Genomic DNA, 14,664 nt, shown 5'->3' with positions numbered 1-14,664 from the left:
TTTTGCTTTTTAGGGGTCTCCCCTGGACCCCGTTTGTCGGGAACAAACGGGAACCGCTTTAGCGGGCCCGAAGGGCGAGTCTCAGGATGAGACGAGTAGAGTAGCGGAGCGCCGCCCGGATTATCGTCAGGCACTTATTAAGAAAAACCCCAGCTTCATTAGAAGCTGGGGTTTTTTGTTGTTGAGCTATTGTATTTGAAAAATCCCCCAGGGCTTGCGCCCTGGGGGATTTTTTATGCTTAGAAAATGTAAGAATTAGCGGCAGATTGCTTCCAGTGCCTCTATTAAACTATCCATTTCATCATCTGTGCCGATGGTGATGCGCAAGAAGTTGTTGAGCATGTCAGTATTAAAATGACGTACCAAAATTCCCCGCTCGCGAAGGCCTACAAACAGCTGAGCACCTTCAAAATCAGGATGCTGGGCAAACACGAAGTTGGCTTTAGAGGGGAGAACGTCAAAGCCTAGCTGCTCAAGTCGCTGACGTGTGCGCTCACGAGTCGTTATCACGTTATTTCGACAGGCATTAAAGTGTGTTTTATCTTTAAGGGCTTCAATGCCGACGAGGCTCGCTAAACTATCCACTGGGTAGGAGTTAAACGAATCCTTGACTCGCTGAAGGCCATCAATCAGCTCTGGTGAACCAATGGCGTAGCCTAAGCGTAAACCCGCCAAGCTACGTGATTTAGAGAACGTTCCCGTGACGAGCAGGTTGGGGTAGCGCCCAACTAAGGTGACAGCGCTTTCTGCGCCAAAATCAACATAGGCTTCATCGACTAACACGACTCGGTTTGTTACGCGTTTAAGCAGTGACTCAATGGCTTCTAGTGAATGTGCGTGCCCAGTTGGTGCATTAGGGTTGGCAAAGATAACGCCGCTACGCTCTGATGCATTCGCCAGGGCGTTAAGATCGACTTCCCATTGGGCATTCAGCGGATGTTTGCGCAATGTGACGCCGTAAAGATTGGCGTAGACAGGGTAAAAGCTATAGGTAATTGAGGGCACATCCAGCGGTGTGTCATGGCAAAAAAAGGCCTGAAATGCAAAGGCGAGCACTTCATCTGACCCATTGCCGACGAACGTTTCGGCGACGCTAATTCCATAGCTTTCAGCCAACGTTGTACGCAGCGCGTGAGAGGTAGGGTCAGGGTACAGACGTAAGTGATCGGTGGCATAATTGCGCAGTGCTTCGCTTACCCCAGGCGCAGGGGGATAAGGATTTTCGTTGGTGTTGAGTTTAATCACGCGTTCGCGTGGCTGCTCACCGGGCACGTAGGGGGTAAGCTCCCTAACGGCCGGACTCCAGTATTGGCTCATGAAGGTAACCTGATTATCCTGACATAATATAGCCATGGTCGCCTGATGGTCGCCTGAGCGCAAGCATTCAAGTAGGCATGGGGGTGGGCGTTGCACCTTGTAGCGGTTATGCTGTCATAAGCGCGCGGAAAAAATGTATGTCCAACACGATAAGGAGACACTCAATGCAATATAGGAGTTTGCTAGCCGGCTCGGCTATGTTGGCACTGCTGGCGGGCTGTGCAGCTGGTCCAACGGAACAGCGCGAAGAAGCAGGCATGACTGCTTCTCAAGCCAACTACCAAGGTACGCTGCCTTGCCGTAACTGTGATGGCATCGATTTGAATGTCACGATGATGGGGGAAGAGATGAGTGCCGCTGAAGAGCGGACGTTTACTCTGAATGCCACTTACCGCAACCATCCTCAAACACCGCCTGATGAGAACTATGAGGGTAATTGGGAAGTGCTGACAGGCACCCCATCTGACCCAGATGCGACCGTTTACGAGTTAACGCCTGATGGCGATGGGCAGATCTATTACTTTCTGCGCATCAGTGAGCGCACATTGGAGCTGATCGATCCAGAACGTCGTCGTTTTGAAAACGGTGAAATGCTGCAGTTACAGCGTCAATAAAGTGTGAAGCGACGCTCAAAGGCGGCCATTGGCCGCCTTTTGCATTTCTAGTCATCTGATGCATAAATCTCAGTAGCGATAACAATCAGTATCGATAACAACAGGAGCAACATGGCGGTGGCGAAAGCGAAGAGTGCCTTTGTGTGCACCGAATGCGGTGCGGAGTACCGAAAGTGGCAAGGCCAGTGCTCCAGCTGCCAGGAATGGAACACGCTAAGTGAGATTCGTCTGGCCAGTGCGCGCCCCGGAAGTGGTGCTGCGACTGGGCGAGCGGGCTATGCAGGAGACCTGTCGCGAGATGTGGTGGATCTTGGCAATGTGGATCTCAGTGAGGTTCCTCGTCTCACCTCAACTTTTGCCGAGTTTGATCGCGTACTCGGTGGCGGCTTAGTACCGGGTTCCGCTGTGTTGCTAGGGGGCAATCCAGGCGCTGGTAAGTCCACGCTGCTTCTGCAAACCGCCTGCAAGCTGGCCCAGCAGCGGCGCATTGTATATGTCACTGGGGAGGAGTCGCTTTCCCAGGTGGCGATGCGCGCCCATCGCTTACAGCTGCCTACTAATGGGCTGAAGATGTTGGCGGAGACCAGTGTCGAAACGATTCTAGCAGTGGCCGAACGAGAAAAACCGGAGATTTTGGTCATCGACTCAATTCAAACGATGCACCTAGAGGATATTAGCTCCGCGCCGGGTGGGGTTGCCCAGGTACGTGAATCTGCGGCCGCGCTGACACGCTTTGCCAAGCAAACGAACACGGTATTGTTGCTGGTTGGGCATGTGACGAAGGATGGCACCCTGGCTGGTCCTAAAGTATTGGAGCATATGATTGATGCCTCGCTGCTATTAGAGGGCGGTGCCGACTCTCGGTTTAGAACCCTTCGCGGCCAAAAAAACCGCTTTGGCGCAGTGAATGAACTGGGTGTGTTTGCGATGCTCGAGCAAGGTTTGAAAGAGGTCAAAAACCCCAGCGCGATTTTCCTATCACGGCAAGAAGAGCAGGCACCCGGTAGTTTGGTTATGGTGGTATGGGAAGGTACTCGGCCGATTCTGGTGGAAGTACAGGCCCTGGTCGATGAATCTGCGCTGGGGAATCCACGCCGTGTGGCGGTTGGTGTTGATCAAAACCGGCTGGCTATGTTGCTAGCGGTGCTAAATCGCCACGGAGGCCTGTTTACCGGCGATCAAGACGTATTCCTTAATGTGGTAGGTGGTGTGAAAGTGCTCGAAACCAGCGCCGACTTAGCGGTGCTCTTAGCTGTGGTATCTAGCCTGCAAAATCGTGCGTTGCCAAAAGAGTTAGTGGTATTTGGCGAAGTGGGGCTTTCAGGAGAGATTCGGCCCGTGCCCAGTGGGCAAGAGCGTATTGCTGAAGCGGCTAAGCACGGATTTCTACGGGCGATTGTGCCACGTGGCAATGCACCCAAACAGGCACCGAAGGGTATGGAGGTTATTCCTGTCGATAAATTGAGCGATGCCCTGGAAGCCCTTTAGCGTCAGCTATGCTAAGGAACAACACCAAGACTAAGGAGAGGCGTCATGAGTTCGATTCGGTTAACCCAATATAGTCACGGTGCGGGGTGCGGCTGCAAAATTGCCCCCAATGTACTGGATGCAATTCTTGCTAAAGCAGGACCTGCCGCGGGACACAAACGACTCATTGTAGGTAATCAGGGGCGTGAAGATGCTGCGGTGTACGATTTAGGCGATGGCCGCGGCATGATTGCGACCACTGATTTCTTTATGCCGATTGTCGATGACCCCTTCGATTTTGGTCGTATCGCTGCCACTAACGCGATTAGCGATGTGTATGCCATGGGCGGTACACCGGTCATGGCACTGGGCATTTTAGGCTGGCCGCTGGATAAACTTAGTGCTGAAATTGCGGGCGATGTTGTCGCTGGTGCTCAGGCGGTATGTCGTGAATTAGGTGTTGCATTGGCCGGTGGTCACTCGATTGACGCCCAAGAGCCGATGTTTGGTTTGGCGGTCAACGGTTTGGTCGATTTGGCGCATTTAAAACTCAACAGCCAAGCGAAGCCTGATGATCTGTTATTCTTAACTAAACCACTGGGTGTCGGGCTCTTAACCACGGCTGAAAAGCGCGGCTTGCTCAAAGCAGGGCACCAAGGCCTTGCCCGTGAAACGATGCTTAAGCCCAATCAAATTGGCATTGAGTTGGCGAAGGTGAAAGGCGTCAACGCCATGACAGATGTCACGGGGTTTGGTCTTGCTGGGCACTTGGCGGAAATGTGCAGCGCAAGTGGTGTGATGGCACAGATCGATTTTCGCCGCTTACCCCGTTTAGCAGAAGCCGAAGCCTACCGTCGGCAGGGCGCTGTCCCTGGAGGCTCACAGCGCAATCGCGATGCTCTGGGTAAATCGTTACCCGTTATGGATGATGCTCATTGGCAGTGGCTGTGCGATCCTCAGACATCAGGCGGTTTGTTGATTAGCGTCGACCCTGCCTGGGAGGATGATGTAGAGCGCATTGGACGTGAGCACGGCATTACTCTGGTGCCCTTTGGTACCCTGAAAGCGGTTCAGGGTGACGTTTTGATTGAGGTTGTTGGGTGACCCTAGACACTGTTCCGGCATCATTAGGCCTAATTGCGGAAGAAACGCCGCTGATTGATGTTCGCGCTCCGGTTGAGTTTACCCAGGGCAGTTTGCCTGGCGCGGTTAACTTGCCGTTAATGGTTGATGATGAGCGCCACCAAGTGGGCATTGCATATAAGCAGCTGGGACAGCAGGCGGCAATCGGGTTAGGTGAGCGCTTAGTTTGCGGTGAAACTAAGCAAGCACGCGTTAACGCGTGGCAGGCGTATGTCGCACGTCAACCAGAAGCAATTATCTACTGTTTTCGCGGTGGCCTGCGTTCGCAAATTGCGCAGCAATGGCTAGATGAAGCAGGTATCAGCAGGCCGCGTATTGACGGTGGCTGGAAAGCGCTACGTCAGCGGTTGTGTAAGCGTATTGAGGACGCCGCCAGTCAACCGATGTTGGTCGTGGCGGGGCTAACAGGCTGTGCTAAAACGACGCTTATTAATCAATTGAGTAACGGCATTGATCTGGAAGCTTTTGCCAACCATAAAGGATCAGCCTTTGGTCGACAGCCAGATGAACCGGCGACACAAATTAACTTTGAGCACGCCTTGGCCAAGTGCTTAATCGGGTTGACGGGCAAACTGGTGGTAGAGGATGAGTCGCGACAAATCGGTGATGCTAATATTCCGCTTACCTTTTGGCATGCTTTACAGCGTGCGCCACGAATACGTATTGAGATGCCTCTGGACTGGCGTTTAGAACAGCTGCGCCGTGACTATATCGAGGCACTTGAACAGCGCTATGCCTCCCGTTACGGCCAGCAAGAGGGTTGGCAGCGCATGCAGCGGCAGTTGGCCAATGCCTTGGAGCGTTTGGCGAAACGCTTAGGCAATGCCCGATGGCAGCGCCTACAGCGATTGCAGGCCATGGCGTTTCGCGCTCATGCCATAGGGGATGTTTACGCCCACGAGGCATGGCTTGCGCCGTTGCTGACGGAGTATTACGACCCACTTTATCGCTATCACCTTGAAAAGCAGCGGGATAGTCGCCCTGTGGAGCTGCACGTTGGTGATTGGGAAAGCTGTTTAGACGCCGCTAAGCAATGGAGCACTTAGCGGCGTTTGATTCACCGATGGGGCTTATGCAACTTATGTAGCTTTCAGCCACTGAGTCATCATGCGGTCTAGCAGTGGTGCTAACTGATGAAAACGACTAGCGTCTTCTAGAATCTGTTCATTGGTTTGTAGAAAACGTCCTGCTGCGGCCGTTTTTGGCTGTGGCCGTTCATCTGCATTGAGCAGTGGTGAGACGCTGGAAGCTGTCGCTTCAAAATGGCACAGTAAACCGATGACCCGCCCGGCATCCCATGAGAACCCTTGCAGTGGTGCTGCTGCACTGCCGCCTAGCGGTAGTGCGTTTTCCGGTAAGCTAAACACGAGGCGGTGCCACATAAATGCCTCAAATCGCTCGGGTAGATCAAAGGTGCTTTCTGGGGCAAGTGTTATTTGGTGCCAGCCTATTTCAGGGTAGGTGCCTGGTGCAATAACAGCGTCTAGTGCTTGCGCTATCCACAATGCGCCCAAGCCAATGCCGAGTATGGGTTTTTGGCCATCCAGATAGCGATTAATCAGCTTTCGCTCGGCTTTAAACCAATCAGGGGGATCATTCACTAGACGTTCAGGGCCATCCAGTATAATTAGCGCATCGCACTCGCCTGGTCGTGGGGTTAGCTCGCCCGCATAAAGATGAAAAACGGTGTAACTATGGCCCATACTCTCAAGCCAGTCAGTGAGACGAGCAGGACCATGGTCAGGGCCGTGCTGTAGCAGATGGATATGCATGGTAATCTCCTCGCCGGCCGATGTTAACAATGCGACAGGGATCTCCTATCGCGTTTGTGCGACGATAACGTATCGCGTTCATTTCACCAATATTGTGACCCAGGAAATCAGCATGGTGGCTAAACCCCTAGGATTTTATCAGCGGCTTCAGCAGTTACCGTTGCCCGCCCAACAAGCCTTTATGGCTGCGCTGTGTGAACGATTGCTGCCCAATTATGCGCTATATCAGCAAACCACGGGGCAGGGCGATGGCCATACCTTGCGTGCTGTGCTTAACCTTGTATGGGAGCGGCTCAGCGTACCGAACGCCAGCATCGACTTTGCCCGACAAGCGGAAAAGCTGGCCGAGTGCGAGCCTCCTGAAGATGATGAGAGCTTTGGAGCGCGTCGAGCGCTAGATGCCGTTGTGTCAGTATCAGCGCTATTAGATACGCTGCAGGGCGAGTCGCCTGAAGCGGTGCTGGATGTGAGCCGTACCTCGCGAGCGGGCGTTCGTGCTTTTATCGAGCTGACAGAGGGCGAAGAGGATGCTGAGGCGCTTGCGCTGATGATTCGTGACCATCCACTGATGGCCGATGAAAACGACTTCCAGGATGCAGTTCTGGAAGCCGTGAGCGAGCCAATCAACAAAGCCTCGCTAAAAGAGGTTCGCCAACTAGGACGCAATAACGGCATCAGTAATCTCGGATTAACCTTAGATGAGGACGGTGAGTAACCGGCAAGGTCATTTAAAACCGCAGGCCCGCCGTCACCATCATGCCGGCGGTGCCGAAGATAATCAGATCCGATTCTACGCGTCCCCACTGCACGCCAATGCTGGGTAATAGTGCCGGCGCGATTTCAAAATGATTAAGGGGAATTTTGTCGCGGTACTCACCTTTATAGCCGCGCAACAGCCCGCCGGTCAGCTTGGCACGTACGTTAACCTCTTCAGCTACTTGCCAAAGAGGAAACTCTCGGCCTGCATAGACGTACCAAGTAGGCTGATCGAAGGAGTTTTTAAACCATGCCGCCCCAGCTAACCAGCGGTCAGGGTTGTGCAACTCAATACTGGCTAGCTTTTGCTGATTGACGTGCTCTGGGTCAGGGTCAAAGTGGCGTGTTAATAGGCTGGTTTGCACCAATATGTGGTCGAGCTCTAAGGTGGGCGGCCAGTCTGGCAAAGTAAACGCAGATACGTTTGTACTGAGCCAAAACCCTGCTAGCCCTCCTAGCCATTGATAATAACGAGGCATGTTATGTTCCTATAGCCGCATCTCGATGCCGCGTTCCGCCATATAGCGTTTTGCTTCTGGTATGGTGTATTCACCAAAGTGGAAGATACTTGCCGCGAGTACCGCATCGGCACCACCTTTGAGTACGCCGTCCACAAAGTGGTCTAAGTTTCCGACACCACCAGAGGCAATCACCGGCACGCTGACGGCTTCAGAAATGGCGTGGGTAACGCCAAGGTCAAAGCCGACTTTAGTGCCATCTCGATCCATACTGGTTAACAGTAGCTCGCCTGCGCCAAATTCGACCATCTTCTTGGCCCATTCGACGGCATCCAAGCCTGTCGGTCGGCGCCCGCCGTGGGTGAAGATTTCCCAGCGTGGAGGTTCGCCTTCTTTGGACACCTTTTTGGCGTCAATCGCTACCACGATACATTGGCTGCCAAAACGCTCCGCTGCCTCGCGAACAAACTCTGGGTTGGTAACAGCAGCGGTGTTAATTGAGACTTTATCAGCCCCTGCATTCAGCATGGTTCGAATATCATCGCAGCTGCGGATGCCGCCCCCAACGGTGAGAGGAATAAATACTTCACCGGCGATGCGCTCTACCATTTCGACCGTGGTGTCACGGTTTTCGTGGCTGGCGGTAATGTCGAGAAAGGTGATTTCATCGGCGCCTTGCTGGTTGTAACGCTGGGCGATTTCAACCGGGTCGCCCGCATCACGAATGCCAATGAAGTTAACGCCTTTCACTACACGTCCGGCATCGACATCTAAACAAGGGATAATACGTTTCGCTAAGCTCATTCCGTGCCTCCGCTAAGCTGGTCGCTCAAGCGCTGGGCTTCTGCTACATCCAGGCTGCCCTCGTAGATAGCGCGGCCGGTAATCGCGCCTAGAATGCCGCTATCCGCGACATCACACAGCGCACGAATGTCATCTAAATTGGTGACGCCGCCAGAGGCAATTACGGGTAAGCCGCCTTCACGGGCTAGTGCAGCGGTGGCGTCCACATTGACGCCTTGCATCATGCCGTCACGGGCAATGTCGGTATAGACAATGCTGGAAACGCCGTCATTGGCAAAGCGCTTGGCAAGCTCAGTCGCCTTCAGGGTAGAGACTTCCGCCCAGCCATCGGTGGCCACATAGCCATCTTTAGCATCCAGGCCAACAATAATATGGCCTGGGAACGCGCGGCACATCTCACCCACGAAGTCTGGCTCCTTGACCGCTTTGGTGCCAATAATAACGTAAGAGACCCCAGCATTTAGGTAATGCTCAATGGTTTCCGCCGAGCGGATACCGCCGCCAATTTGAATTGGCAAGTTCGGATAAGCTCGTGCTATCGCGGTCACTGCCTCGCCGTTCACCGGCTTGCCTTCAAATGCGCCGTTTAGGTCAACTAGATGCAAACGACGCGCCCCCGCTTCTACCCAGCGGGCGGCCATGGCAACAGGGTCATCGCCGTAGGACGTCGCATCTTCCATGCGGCCTTGCTTCAAGCGCACACACTGGCCGTCTTTGAGATCAATCGCGGGAATTACCAACATAATGAAACCTCTCAGGGCGTCCAGGTGACAAAGTTTTCTAGCAGGCGAAGGCCTGCGCGGGAGCTTTTTTCAGGGTGGAATTGCACAGCGAAGGTGGCATCGCGGCCAATCGCCACGTGGGCGCAAACCTTGCCGTACTGGGTGGTACCAAACACTTGAGCATTGTCCGCTGCATTGACGTAGTAGCTGTGCACAAAATAAAAGTGTTCGTTATCGTCAATACCTGCCCACAGCGGGTGGTCGTGATGCTGTGCCACCAGGTTCCAGCCCATGTGCGGTACTTTTAAGCGCTGTTCATGATCATCACGCATATTGGCCGGAAAACGATCGACGCTGCCATGGAAAAAGCCCAGGCAGTCCACTCCGCCGTTCTCTTCGCTGCGCTCCATCAGCATTTGTTGACCCACGCAAATTCCCAGCAGTGGTTTTTCCTGACGGGTAAGAATATCGTCGACTAAGCCGCGTAGTTCGGTTCGCTCAAGCTCGCCCACACAGTCGCGAATAGCACCCTGGCCGGGTAGCACCAGGCGTGTTGCGCCTAAAATTCGCCGAGGGTCGCGGGTAATAATGACATTTTCATGGGTAACATGCTCAAGCGCTTTTGCCACAGAGTGCAGGTTGCCCATTCCATAATCGATTACCGCGATGGTCATAAAGCGCTCCTTGTTTTCGTTGGCGAGCTACCACTAACAACAATGCTCGGCATTATAGACTTCCTTTGGTAGACGGCATCTGTCCCGCCATTCGTGGGTCTTCTGCTACTGCCATGCGTAGCGCGCGCCCAAAGGCTTTAAAAATAGTCTCAGCCTGGTGATGAGCATTAAAGCCTTTTACATTGTCGATATGCAGTGTGACACGCGCATGGTTGACGAAACCTTGGAAAAACTCCCAAAACAGTTGGGTGTCCATACGGCCAATGGTATCGCGGGTGAAGTCGACATTCATATACAGGCCTGGTCGGCCGGAAAAATCGATGACGACACGCGATAGTGCTTCATCAAGGGGAACGTAGGCATGGCCATAGCGGTAAATGCCGCGTTTATCGCCTATCGCTTGGTGAAAGGCTTGGCCCAAGGTAATGCCCAGGTCTTCAACCGTATGGTGATCATCGATATGTAGGTCGCCTTTGGCGTCAATATCGAGGTCCACCATTCCATGCCGTGCCACTTGATCAAGCATATGGTCAAGAAACGGGACGCCGGTTTCACAGCGGAGACGGCCTTTGCCGTCAAGGTTGACGCTGACCGTAATCTGCGTTTCGTTGGTGTCACGGCTTACCGTGGCAATACGCGCTGACATGTTGCATCTCCTGCGCTGTGGCGCACTCTGAGGAATAATCGGCAGGGTGACATTAGTATGCCACCATTAGACAAGGGCATAACCTGCGACCAAAACAAGCATTATAGAGAATCGGCCCCCCCATCCGCTACAATGCGCGAAAGGTAGCCGCTTTTGCTGGCGGTAGAATAGCAGCCTCGCTGCTCTGTCAAAGAGGATTTTACCATGCCGGTGACACTGCATTACGTTGATCAGGCCTGTTGGGAGGCAGAAGAACAGGTGCGCATTGACATGAGGCGTATCTATGAAGACGCGCCCCAAGAGCGTATGCCCATGCCAACCGTTCTCCCTTTTATAGAACAACACTTAAAAGGGCAGCACTTTTTTGCCTGCGCACACTTTAATGATCGCCTGTTGGGTGCAGTGGCAGTAAAAGAAGCGGATGACCGTGCCTGGTGGCTATCAGATCTGTGCGTTCGAAAAACCACGCGGCGACGTGGCGTCGGTACGCGATTAATGGCTCTTTTGGGCGATCAAGCAAAAAAAGAAGGGCGTGTATTGCGTATTGAAACGTCATCGTTGCCATTAGCCGACCGCGTACTACTGTCTAAGTTGGGGTACCGGCCAGTGGCCAATGAACGTTCTTCTCAACCAGATGCACCAGCGACCAGTGATTTTGTTGAGCTAGACCCACAAGGAAAAGGGTAATGAAACAGTTACTACGTATTTTACTGGCTGCAGTAGGCATTTTGGCGATCGTTGCCGTCGCCGCTGTGGTGTATGTGACCACCTTTCTTGACCCCGAGGACTTTAAGCCCCGTTTAACCGCAGTAATAGAAGAGCAAACAGGGCTTAATTTGGCGCTGGAAGGCCCTATTGCGTGGTCGTTTTATCCACGCATTGGCGTTAGCGTCGCGCAGGCAAAGGCATGGTTGCCTGAGCAGTCACAAGACGATACATCGTTCGCGTCTGTTCAGCATGCTGAAGTTAGCGTGGCATTTGCCCCGCTGCTGCGCGGTGAGATTGCCGTTGATGGTTTAACCCTAGACGGTATGCGCTTAAATCTGGTCAAGAACGAAGAGGGTGTTGGGAACTGGGAGCCACTGCTGGAGCGCTTGGCTGAAAAGAGCAATGAAACGGCAGAAACCGTACTGGCACCGGCAAGCGCCGGCCCCCATGCGGATGCTGGGAATTTGTCAGTAGTGCTGAATATTGCCAGCGTAGAAGTGAAAGGTGCGGACATCCGTTTCCGCGATGAACAAAGCCAAACACTTTGGCGAGCGCAGCCGCTGAATATCTCTGGCACTAATGTCAATCCAGTGCGCTCATTCCCTTTGAAAGTCGTGTCCACTCTCACTAAGCACAACCGCCTAGATGCAGAGGCATTGGAGCGCGCGCCTGAGCTAACGAGCGATGTGAATTTGGAAACCCGTCTTCGTTTAGGATTAGAAGACGAGCAGGTCACCTTTGAAAATACGCAATTGACCACCCGTACACGCCGTGCTGAAGCGAGCGATCCGCAACAGCTAAGTCTGAAAGCAGCAGAAATAGTTATCCGCATGGGTGAGCAACAACTCTCTGTCCGTGAGGGTGTCTTAGATGCCGGATTACGTCATCCAGACAATTGGCAGGGCAGCCTTGCGCTTGCCCTGACATTTGGCCTGGAAAGTGATTGGGCATCAGAAACAGCACAACTCAAAGATGCCCAGCTCACGGGGCCAGATGGCCTACGAGTAAGCGGTCATCTAAATATTGAGCAACTGCTCACTGCTCCCGAATATCGTGGTCAGATCACTGCTGCCCCTTTTACGCTACGTCCTTGGTTATCACGTGCAGGGATCACCCTGAACACTGCCAATGAGAGCGCATTGAGGGATGTGGCGATGACTAGCCCAATTGAAGGCGATATGGTGCGTATTGCGCTGCCGCGCCTTTCTTTGGTGGTGGATGACAGCACCTTTACCGGCGAACTCTCCACTGCGCTGGATGGCACGCAGTTGGCGTTCAACCTGGAAGGCGATCAGCTGAATTTGGACTATTACCTACCTCGTCCGGAAGCCGCCCAGCAGGCGAGTCGAGGGCTGCTACGCCAAGCGTTTGCGCAAACTGACGGTGCTCTGTTGCCGCAGGAATGGCTTAGCACGCTAACGCTTGAGGGTGATGTAAGTATCAATCAGCTGGTGTTGGCAGGGCTAACGTTCGATAAAGCGCGGTTAAGTTTGCGCGGAGAGAGTGGCAACCACCTGCTCTCGGCTTTTGAGTCGCGCTTTTACGATGGCGAGTTAACTGCCACCGGCAGCCTTGATGCGAGAGGTCGTGCGCTTGAGTGGCAGCTCTCACCCATTATCAGCAATGTACAGGTTGCGCCACTTATTGAGTCCTTCAGCGAAGAAGATGCCCCGTTGCGAGGCCGCTTCAACCTAGAAGGCTCACTCACCACTGAGGGTAACAGTCGTGGAGTGCTCACCAGCAACTTGAACGGTGAGCTGAACGCCCGGTTAACTGAAGGCGCTATTCTACAGACTAACATTTCCCAGGAAATGTGTGAGTTAGTCGCCCAGTTGGAAGGGCAAGGAACCGTGCGAGAGTGGCACCCAGATACTCGGTTTGAGCGATTCGACGCCACTATTCAATTGCGCAATGGGGTGGCATCTAGCGAGGACTTAAGCATTACTCTGCCTGGCATCGACGTCAAAGGAGACGGGGAGTTTAACCTTAATACGATGAACTTCATCACAAGGGCGAATGCGCGCTTAGTGGATACTGCTGATGCAGCCTGTCAAGTAAATCCCCGTTTAGAGCAGCTGCCGCTTCCGGTACGTTGTGAGGGGCATATAGGCGATGACAAAGCCCAGTGGTGTGGTTTTGACCGCACTGCTTTTCAAGTTGCGGTGGTAGACCTGCTGCGTAGCGAAGCCGGTAGCCGCGTCGAAGAGGAGTTGGAAGAGCGGCTAGGAGAATCTCTGGACCGAATCGACGAACGTTTGGGTGAGGGCGTGGGTCAGGAGCTTCGTGAAGGGATTCGTCGTCTATTTAACTGAGGGTGTATTCACGCTCTGAGTTCACGTACTAAGCGCTGCGCCGGCCCGAACGCCGGCGCTTTTTTTCGTGCGAATGGCCGCTGCCACAAGATTTATTGCCTGCTCATGGTTGGTGACGTTTTACTGTTAAAGGAGTTTCTATGGCCGATATGCCTGCGCCTTGCCTAACGGCGGAAGAGTTTCAACGCCGCTTGCTCACTTGGTTTGATCAGTATGGTCGTCACGATTTGCCATGGCAGTCACCCCGTAGTGCTTATCGCGTGTGGGTGTCAGAAATAATGCTTCAGCAAACTCAAGTCACCACGGTCATTCCCTATTTCAAACGCTTTATGGCGCGGTTTCCCACGTTAGAAGCATTGGCCAACGCGCCCCAGGACGATGTGTTGCATCTCTGGACAGGGCTTGGCTACTACGCCCGTGCGCGTAACCTGCATAAAGCGGCCCAAGTGGCGCTGGAAGACCACGATGGCGAATTGCCCGCCGACAGTATCGAAGCGTTGATGACGCTGCCCGGCATAGGCCGTTCCACTGCTGGCGCAATTGTCGCGCAAAGTTCCGGTCAGCAGGCAGCAATCTTAGATGGCAACGTAAAGCGATCTTTAACCCGCTTGCATGCCGTTTCAGGCTGGCCAGGTAAGCCAGCAATAGAACGCTCGCTGTGGGCGCTGGCTGAATACTACACACCCGATACCCGCCTTGCCGACTATACCCAAGCCATCATGGATTTCGGTGCTACGCTATGCAAACGCGGCAAACCTGATTGTCTGATTTGCCCATTTAACGACGTCTGCCGAGCCTATGCCCAAGGCGAGCCGCAGCGCTTCCCCGAGTCCAAACCTAAAAAGACCTTGCCCACGCGTGAAACTATTATGCTAATGCTACGGGACAGACAAGGGCGGGTTTGGTTAGAGCAGCGGCCTCCCAGCGGACTATGGGGAGGCCTATGGAGCCTGCCCCAATTTGAACGCCATGGTGAGCTTAACGACTGGCTAGCTGATCATGTGGTTTCCCCAGAGCGCCATGCACCACTACCTAGCTTTACCCACACCTTTAGCCATTTTCGCCTATCGATTACACCTCAGCCGGTCAACTGCGATAGGCTGAGCGGTGTAAGAGAAGACGGCGTATGGTATGACGTTAATGATCCGCCTGCGCTCGGCTTGGCAGCTCCGGTTAAATCGCTGCTGAGCCAACTGGCGACGTTTACCCTAGACCCAACGCCAGGGCCATCGCGTTAATATCACGTGCGATGTTACCTTGATCGTCAGTAC

15 protein-coding genes are annotated in these 14,664 nt (G+C 53.6%); 8 read left to right on the top strand and 7 right to left on the bottom strand.

The window, feature by feature from the left end; genetic code table 11:
- Positions 1–255 precede the first annotated feature (255 nt).
- Positions 256–1,317: a histidinol-phosphate transaminase gene (gene hisC, locus HZS79_RS15570; protein WP_179928320.1), complete on the bottom strand. Its 1,062-nt coding sequence runs from the start codon at positions 1,315–1,317 to the stop codon at positions 256–258.
- A gap of 164 nt (positions 1,318–1,481) precedes the next feature.
- On the opposite strand from hisC, the gene HZS79_RS15565 reads away from it, so the two are divergent.
- The 4 genes from HZS79_RS15565 to mnmH all read left to right on the top strand — a co-directional run bounded on the left by HZS79_RS15565 (position 1,482) and on the right by mnmH (position 5,587).
- Entirely contained in the window at positions 1,482–1,931 is a 450-nt protein-coding gene (locus tag HZS79_RS15565; protein ID WP_179928319.1) for a copper resistance protein NlpE N-terminal domain-containing protein, read from the top strand.
- 117 nt (positions 1,932–2,048) lie between these two features.
- Positions 2,049–3,419, top strand: coding sequence for a DNA repair protein RadA (gene radA, locus HZS79_RS15560; RefSeq protein ID WP_162220018.1), 1,371 nt, complete (start codon positions 2,049–2,051; stop codon positions 3,417–3,419).
- 45 nt (positions 3,420–3,464) lie between these two features.
- Positions 3,465–4,502 carry a selenide, water dikinase SelD gene (gene selD / locus HZS79_RS15555; protein WP_162220005.1) on the top strand — a complete coding sequence of 346 codons (1,038 nt, stop codon included), beginning with the start codon at positions 3,465–3,467 and terminating at the stop codon, positions 4,500–4,502.
- A complete protein-coding gene (gene mnmH, locus HZS79_RS15550; protein WP_179928318.1) occupies positions 4,499–5,587 on the top strand; it encodes a tRNA 2-selenouridine(34) synthase MnmH in 1,089 nt (362 codons plus the stop codon). Before selD ends, mnmH begins: the two co-directional genes overlap by 4 nt.
- Positions 5,588–5,620: 33 nt before the next feature.
- Here the strand turns inward: mnmH and HZS79_RS15545 are convergent, their stop codons facing one another.
- Complete coding sequence (locus HZS79_RS15545; RefSeq protein WP_179928317.1) at positions 5,621–6,313, bottom strand: type 1 glutamine amidotransferase; 693 nt, start codon at positions 6,311–6,313, stop codon at positions 5,621–5,623.
- A gap of 112 nt (positions 6,314–6,425) precedes the next feature.
- Between HZS79_RS15545 and HZS79_RS15540 the strand changes: the two genes are divergently transcribed.
- Complete coding sequence (locus tag HZS79_RS15540) at positions 6,426–7,028, top strand: YjaG family protein (RefSeq protein WP_162220019.1); 603 nt, start codon at positions 6,426–6,428, stop codon at positions 7,026–7,028.
- Positions 7,029–7,041: 13 nt separating this feature from the next.
- Here the strand turns inward: HZS79_RS15540 and HZS79_RS15535 are convergent, their stop codons facing one another.
- The 5 genes from HZS79_RS15535 to hisB are packed head-to-tail and all read right to left on the bottom strand — an operon-like array spanning position 7,042 to position 10,373.
- The gene (locus HZS79_RS15535; RefSeq protein ID WP_162220008.1) at positions 7,042–7,548 is read right to left on the bottom strand and encodes a hypothetical protein; all 507 of its coding nucleotides are present in this window, start codon (positions 7,546–7,548) and stop codon (positions 7,042–7,044) included.
- Positions 7,549–7,557: 9 nt separating this feature from the next.
- Positions 7,558–8,331, bottom strand: a complete 774-nt coding sequence (gene hisF, locus HZS79_RS15530; protein ID WP_162220009.1) for an imidazole glycerol phosphate synthase subunit HisF — start codon at positions 8,329–8,331, stop codon at positions 7,558–7,560.
- On the bottom strand, positions 8,328–9,074 hold the full coding sequence (gene hisA, locus HZS79_RS15525; RefSeq protein ID WP_162220010.1) for a 1-(5-phosphoribosyl)-5-[(5-phosphoribosylamino)methylideneamino]imidazole-4-carboxamide isomerase: 747 nt from the start codon (positions 9,072–9,074) through the stop codon (positions 8,328–8,330). Before hisA ends, hisF begins: the two co-directional genes overlap by 4 nt.
- A gap of 11 nt (positions 9,075–9,085) precedes the next feature.
- Entirely contained in the window at positions 9,086–9,727 is a 642-nt protein-coding gene (gene hisH, locus HZS79_RS15520; protein ID WP_179928316.1) for an imidazole glycerol phosphate synthase subunit HisH, read from the bottom strand.
- A 52-nt stretch (positions 9,728–9,779) separates the two neighbouring features.
- Positions 9,780–10,373, bottom strand: a complete 594-nt coding sequence (hisB, locus tag HZS79_RS15515) for an imidazoleglycerol-phosphate dehydratase HisB (RefSeq protein WP_162220012.1) — start codon at positions 10,371–10,373, stop codon at positions 9,780–9,782.
- Between the two features lie 204 nt (positions 10,374–10,577).
- Between hisB and HZS79_RS15510 the strand changes: the two genes are divergently transcribed.
- The 3 genes from HZS79_RS15510 (at position 10,578) to mutY (ending at position 14,631) form a co-directional block, all read left to right on the top strand.
- Positions 10,578–11,060, top strand: coding sequence for a GNAT family N-acetyltransferase (locus HZS79_RS15510; protein ID WP_179928315.1), 483 nt, complete (start codon positions 10,578–10,580; stop codon positions 11,058–11,060).
- Entirely contained in the window at positions 11,060–13,393 is a 2,334-nt protein-coding gene (locus HZS79_RS15505; RefSeq protein ID WP_162220014.1) for an AsmA family protein, read from the top strand. Before HZS79_RS15510 ends, HZS79_RS15505 begins: the two co-directional genes overlap by 1 nt.
- 140 nt (positions 13,394–13,533) lie before the next feature.
- Complete coding sequence (gene mutY, locus HZS79_RS15500) at positions 13,534–14,631, top strand: A/G-specific adenine glycosylase (RefSeq protein ID WP_162220015.1); 1,098 nt, start codon at positions 13,534–13,536, stop codon at positions 14,629–14,631.
- Positions 14,632–14,664 lie beyond the last annotated feature (33 nt).

The sequence above is a fragment of the Vreelandella zhaodongensis genome (assembly GCF_013415115.1).
GTDB classification, from domain to species: Bacteria; Pseudomonadota; Gammaproteobacteria; order Pseudomonadales; family Halomonadaceae; genus Vreelandella; species Vreelandella zhaodongensis.
This window is presented reverse-complemented; position numbering and strand designations above follow the sequence as displayed.

Coding starts and splice junctions, on each gene's coding strand:
- hisA (WP_162220010.1), bottom strand. CDS start 9,074: ATGTTGGTAATTCCCGCGATTGATCTCAAAGACGGCCAGTGTGTGCGC.
- HZS79_RS15510 (WP_179928315.1), top strand. CDS start 10,578: ATGCCGGTGACACTGCATTACGTTGATCAGGCCTGTTGGGAGGCAGAA.
- HZS79_RS15540 (WP_162220019.1), top strand. CDS start 6,426: ATGGTGGCTAAACCCCTAGGATTTTATCAGCGGCTTCAGCAGTTACCG.
- hisC (WP_179928320.1), bottom strand. CDS start 1,317: ATGAGCCAATACTGGAGTCCGGCCGTTAGGGAGCTTACCCCCTACGTG.
- HZS79_RS15535 (WP_162220008.1), bottom strand. CDS start 7,548: ATGCCTCGTTATTATCAATGGCTAGGAGGGCTAGCAGGGTTTTGGCTC.
- HZS79_RS15505 (WP_162220014.1), top strand. CDS start 11,060: ATGAAACAGTTACTACGTATTTTACTGGCTGCAGTAGGCATTTTGGCG.
- HZS79_RS15565 (WP_179928319.1), top strand. CDS start 1,482: ATGCAATATAGGAGTTTGCTAGCCGGCTCGGCTATGTTGGCACTGCTG.
- hisF (WP_162220009.1), bottom strand. CDS start 8,331: ATGAGCTTAGCGAAACGTATTATCCCTTGTTTAGATGTCGATGCCGGA.
- hisH (WP_179928316.1), bottom strand. CDS start 9,727: ATGACCATCGCGGTAATCGATTATGGAATGGGCAACCTGCACTCTGTG.
- HZS79_RS15545 (WP_179928317.1), bottom strand. CDS start 6,313: ATGCATATCCATCTGCTACAGCACGGCCCTGACCATGGTCCTGCTCGT.
- selD (WP_162220005.1), top strand. CDS start 3,465: ATGAGTTCGATTCGGTTAACCCAATATAGTCACGGTGCGGGGTGCGGC.
- mutY (WP_162220015.1), top strand. CDS start 13,534: ATGGCCGATATGCCTGCGCCTTGCCTAACGGCGGAAGAGTTTCAACGC.
- hisB (WP_162220012.1), bottom strand. CDS start 10,373: ATGTCAGCGCGTATTGCCACGGTAAGCCGTGACACCAACGAAACGCAG.